General features: G+C 64.4%; 2 protein-coding genes. Both read left to right on the forward strand.

What is annotated here, in order from left to right; all coding sequences use genetic code 11:
• The first annotated feature begins 331 nt into the window (after window positions 1-331).
• On the forward strand, window positions 332-4,231 hold the full coding sequence (gene purL, locus ACF8RA_RS03410) for a phosphoribosylformylglycinamidine synthase (protein ID WP_176683686.1): 3,900 nt from the start codon (window positions 332-334) through the stop codon (window positions 4,229-4,231).
• A gap of 3 nt (window positions 4,232-4,234) precedes the next feature.
• Window positions 4,235-4,546 (forward strand): NGG1p interacting factor NIF3, encoded by a 312-nt coding sequence (locus ACF8RA_RS03415; protein ID WP_392460672.1) that lies wholly within the window; start codon window positions 4,235-4,237, stop codon window positions 4,544-4,546.
• The last annotated feature ends 33 nt before the right edge of the window (window positions 4,547-4,579 follow it).

The following is a 4,579-nucleotide window of genomic DNA, read 5'->3' on the forward strand; positions in this document are numbered from 1 at the left end:
CAGGCGCTGAATGTGTCGAGCCGGACACCTGCGGCGCTCGATCTCCCAGGCGCTGAATGTGTCGAGCCGGACACCTGCGGCGCTCGATCTCCCAGGCGCTGAATGTCTTGAGGCGGACACCTGGCGGCGCTCTATCTCCCAGGCGCTGAATGTCTTGAGGCGGACACCTAGCGGCGCTCGATCTCGTCTCAACCCGGACACCTCTGAAAACTGACCCCGAAGTCCGGTTCCGCCGCCCGGCAGGCGTGGCTTAGAGCAGGTGCCGAAAGCCATCGAATTAGGCTAGAATGCACGGCCTCTAAGCACACCCCTTCCTGAGGCTGTCCCGACGATGTTGATCCTGCGCGGCGCTCCTGCCCTTTCTGCCTTTCGCCACGGTAAATTACTCGAGCAACTGAGCCAGAAAGTCCCCGCTGTTACTGGTTTGTATGCCGAATTTGCCCACTTCGCCGATGTCGACGGCGAGTTGACCGCCGACCAGCAGCAGGTGCTGGGCCGTCTGCTCAAGTACGGCCCGAGCGTGCCGGTACAGGAGCCGACGGGTCGTCTGTTCCTGGTGGTACCGCGCCTGGGCACCATTTCGCCATGGGCCAGCAAGGCCAGCGACATCGCCCACAACTGCGGCCTGCAGTCGATCCAGCGCCTGGAGCGCGGCATCGCCTACTACGTGGCCGGCACCCTGAGCGACGCTGATGCCGAACTGATCGCCGCCGAATTGCACGACCGCATGACCCAGCGTGTGCTCGGCCAGCTGGAGCAGGCCGCAGACCTGTTCAGCCACGCCCAGCCCAAGCCGATGACCTCGGTGGACATCCTTTCCGGCGGTCGCGACGCCTTGGCCAAGGCCAACATCGACCTGGGCCTGGCCCTGGCCGAAGACGAGATCGACTACCTGGTCAATGCCTTCCAGGGCCTCAAGCGCAACCCGAACGACATCGAACTGATGATGTTCGCCCAGGCCAACTCCGAGCACTGCCGCCACAAGATCTTCAACGCCAGTTGGGATATCGACGGCCAGGCTCAGGAAAAGAGCCTGTTCGGCATGATCAAGAACACCTACCAGATGCACAACGAAGGTGTTCTGTCGGCATACAAGGATAACGCCTCGGTGATCGTCGGCAACGTTGCCGGCCGCTTCTTCCCGAACCCTGAAACCCGCCAGTACGGCGCGGTGCAGGAGCCGGTGCACATCCTGATGAAGGTCGAGACGCACAACCACCCGACCGCCATCGCCCCGTTCTCCGGCGCCTCCACCGGCTCCGGTGGCGAAATCCGCGACGAAGGTGCTACCGGCCGTGGCGCCAAGCCCAAGGCCGGCCTGACGGGCTTCACCGTGTCCAACCTGCGCATCCCGGGCTTCGAACAGCCTTGGGAAAAGGCCTATGGCAAGCCCGAGCGTATCGTCGACGCCCTCGACATCATGATCGAAGGCCCTCTGGGTGGCGCTGCGTTCAACAACGAATTCGGTCGCCCGGCCCTGACCGGCTACTTCCGTACCTTCGAGCAAGCCATCGACACCCCCCACGGCGAAGAAGTGCGCGGCTACCACAAGCCGATCATGCTCGCCGGTGGTATGGGCAACATCCGTGAAGACCACGTGCAGAAGGGCGAAATCACCGTCGGCGCCAAGCTGATCGTGCTTGGCGGCCCGGCCATGCTGATCGGCCTGGGCGGCGGCGCTGCTTCGTCGGTGGCTACCGGTGCCAGCTCGGCTGACCTGGACTTCGCTTCGGTACAGCGCGAAAACCCGGAAATGGAGCGCCGTTGCCAGGAGGTCATCGACCGTTGCTGGCAGTTGGGCGACGACAACCCGATCGCCTTCATCCACGACGTGGGCGCTGGCGGTATTTCCAACGCCTTCCCTGAACTGGTCAACGACGGTGGCCGCGGTGGTCGCTTCGAACTGCGCAACGTGCCCAATGACGAGCCGGGCATGGCCCCGCACGAAATCTGGAGCAACGAGTCGCAAGAGCGTTATGTGCTGGCCGTCAGCGCAGTCGACTTCGAGCGCTTCAAGGCCATCTGCGAGCGCGAGCGTTGCCCGTTTGCCGTGGTTGGTGAAGCGACTGAAGAACCGCACCTGACCGTCAGCGACAGCCACTTCGGCAACACCCCGGTGGACATGCCGCTGGACGTGCTGCTGGGCAAGCCGCCGCGCATGCACCGTTCGGTTACCCGCGAAGCCGAGCTGGGCGATGACTTCGACCCGAGCGAGCTGGACCTGGACAGCGCCGTCCAGCGCGTGCTGAACCACCCGGCCGTGGCCAGCAAGAGCTTCCTGATCACCATTGGCGACCGCACCATCACCGGCCTGGTTGCCCGCGACCAGATGGTCGGCCCGTGGCAGGTTCCGGTGGCGGACTGCGCCGTTACCGCCACCAGCTTCGACGTCTACACCGGTGAAGCCATGGCCATGGGCGAGCGTACGCCGCTGGCGCTGCTGGATGCTCCGGCGTCCGGTCGCATGGCCATCGGCGAAACCCTGACCAACCTGGCGGCTTCGCGCATCGAAAAGCTGTCCGACATCAAACTGTCGGCCAACTGGATGTCCGCTGCTGGTCACCCAGGTGAAGACGCACGCCTGTACGACACCGTGAAGGCTGTCGGCATGGAGCTGTGCCCGGAGCTGGGTATCACCATTCCGGTCGGCAAAGACTCGATGTCGATGAAGACCAAGTGGAGCGACGAGGGCGTCGAGAAGAGCGTCACCTCGCCGATGTCGCTGATCATCACCGGCTTCGCCCCGGTCACCGACATCCGCAAGACCCTGACCCCGCAACTGCGCATGGACAAGGGCGAAACCGACCTGATCCTGATCGACCTGGGTCGCGGCAAGAACCGCATGGGTGCCTCGATCCTGGCTCAGACCTACGGCAAGATCGCTGCCCAGGCTCCGGACGTCGACGACGCCGAAGACCTCAAGGCCTTCTTCGCCGTGATCCAGGGCCTGAACGACGACGGCCACCTGCTGGCCTACCACGACCGTTCCGATGGCGGCCTGGTCACCACCGTGCTGGAAATGGCCTTCGCCGGCCACTGCGGTCTCGACCTGCAACTCGACCCGCTGACCGACAGCAAGGGCGAAGTACCGGCCATCCTCTTCAACGAAGAGCTGGGTGCGGTGATCCAGGTTCGCCAGGATGCTACCCCGGACGTGCTGGCACAGTTCAGCGCTGCTGGCCTGGGTGAAGAATGCGTCGCGGTGATCGGCAAGCCGGTCAACAACGCTGAAGTGACCATCAGCCTGAATGGCGAAGTGCTGTTCGACGACGACCGTCGCATGCTGCAGCGTCAGTGGGCTGAAACCAGCTACCAGATCCAGCGCCTGCGCGACAACGCCGACTGCGCTGACCAGGAATTCGACCTGCTGCTCGAGGAAGACAACCCGGGCCTGTCGGTCAAGCTGGGCTTCGACGTCAACGACGACATCGCCGCGCCTTACATCAAGAAAGGCGTGCGCCCGCAAGTGGCCATCCTGCGTGAGCAGGGCGTCAACGGCCAGGTCGAGATGGCTGCTGCCTTCGACCGCGCCGGCTTCGCCGCCATCGACGTGCACATGAGCGATATCCTCGCTGGCCGTGTCGACTTCGAAGCCTTCAAGGGCCTGGTCGCCTGTGGCGGCTTCTCGTACGGTGACGTGCTGGGCGCAGGTGAAGGCTGGGCCAAGTCGGCGCTGTTCAACGCCCGTGCCCGTGACGCCTTCCAGGCCTTCTTCGAGCGTACCGACAGCTTCGCCCTGGGCGTGTGCAACGGTTGCCAGATGATGTCCAACCTGCACGAGCTGATCCCGGGCACCGAGTACTGGCCGCACTTCGTGCGCAACCGCTCGGAGCAGTTCGAAGCCCGCGTGGCCATGGTCGAGGTGCAGAAGTCCAACTCGATCTTCCTGCAGGGCATGGCCGGTTCGCGCATGCCGATCGCCATCGCCCACGGTGAAGGCCATGCCGAGTTCGCCAGCGAAGAAGCATTGCTGGAAGCCGATGTGTCCGGTTGCGTGGCCCTGCGCTACGTCGACAACCACGGCAAGGTCACCGAAGCCTACCCGGCCAACCCGAACGGCTCGCCGCGTGGTATCACCGGCCTGACCAGCCGCGACGGCCGCGTGACCATCATGATGCCGCACCCGGAGCGTGTGTTCCGCGCTGTGCAGAACTCCTGGCGCCCGGACGAGTGGCAGGAAGATGCCGCGCTGATGCGTATGTTCCGCAATGCGCGGGTGTGGGTGAACTAAGGGGTGTACAAGCTCGCCTTCTTCGTGCCCGACAGCCATGTCGAAGTGGTCAAGGTCGCTGTGTTCGCCGCTGGTGGCGGGCGCATCGGTGACTATGACCACTGCGCCTGGCAAACCCTTGGCCAGGGCCAGTTCCGCCCGCTGGACGGTAGCCAGCCGTTCCTCGGGCAAGCGGGCCAGGTCGAGGTGGTTGAGGAATGGAAGGTGGAGCTGGTGGTGGCTGACGAGCTGGTGGCCCAGGTTGTCGCTGCGCTCAAGCAGAGCCACCCGTACGAGACGCCAGCCTATGAAGTCTGGCGGCTCGCCGAGTTCTAGAACGCATCACGGCTATTCGCGGGCACGCCCGCT

It is taken from the genome of Pseudomonas sp. FYR_5 (genome assembly GCF_043106315.1).
Taxonomy (GTDB): domain Bacteria; phylum Pseudomonadota; class Gammaproteobacteria; order Pseudomonadales; family Pseudomonadaceae; genus Aquipseudomonas; species Aquipseudomonas putida_Y.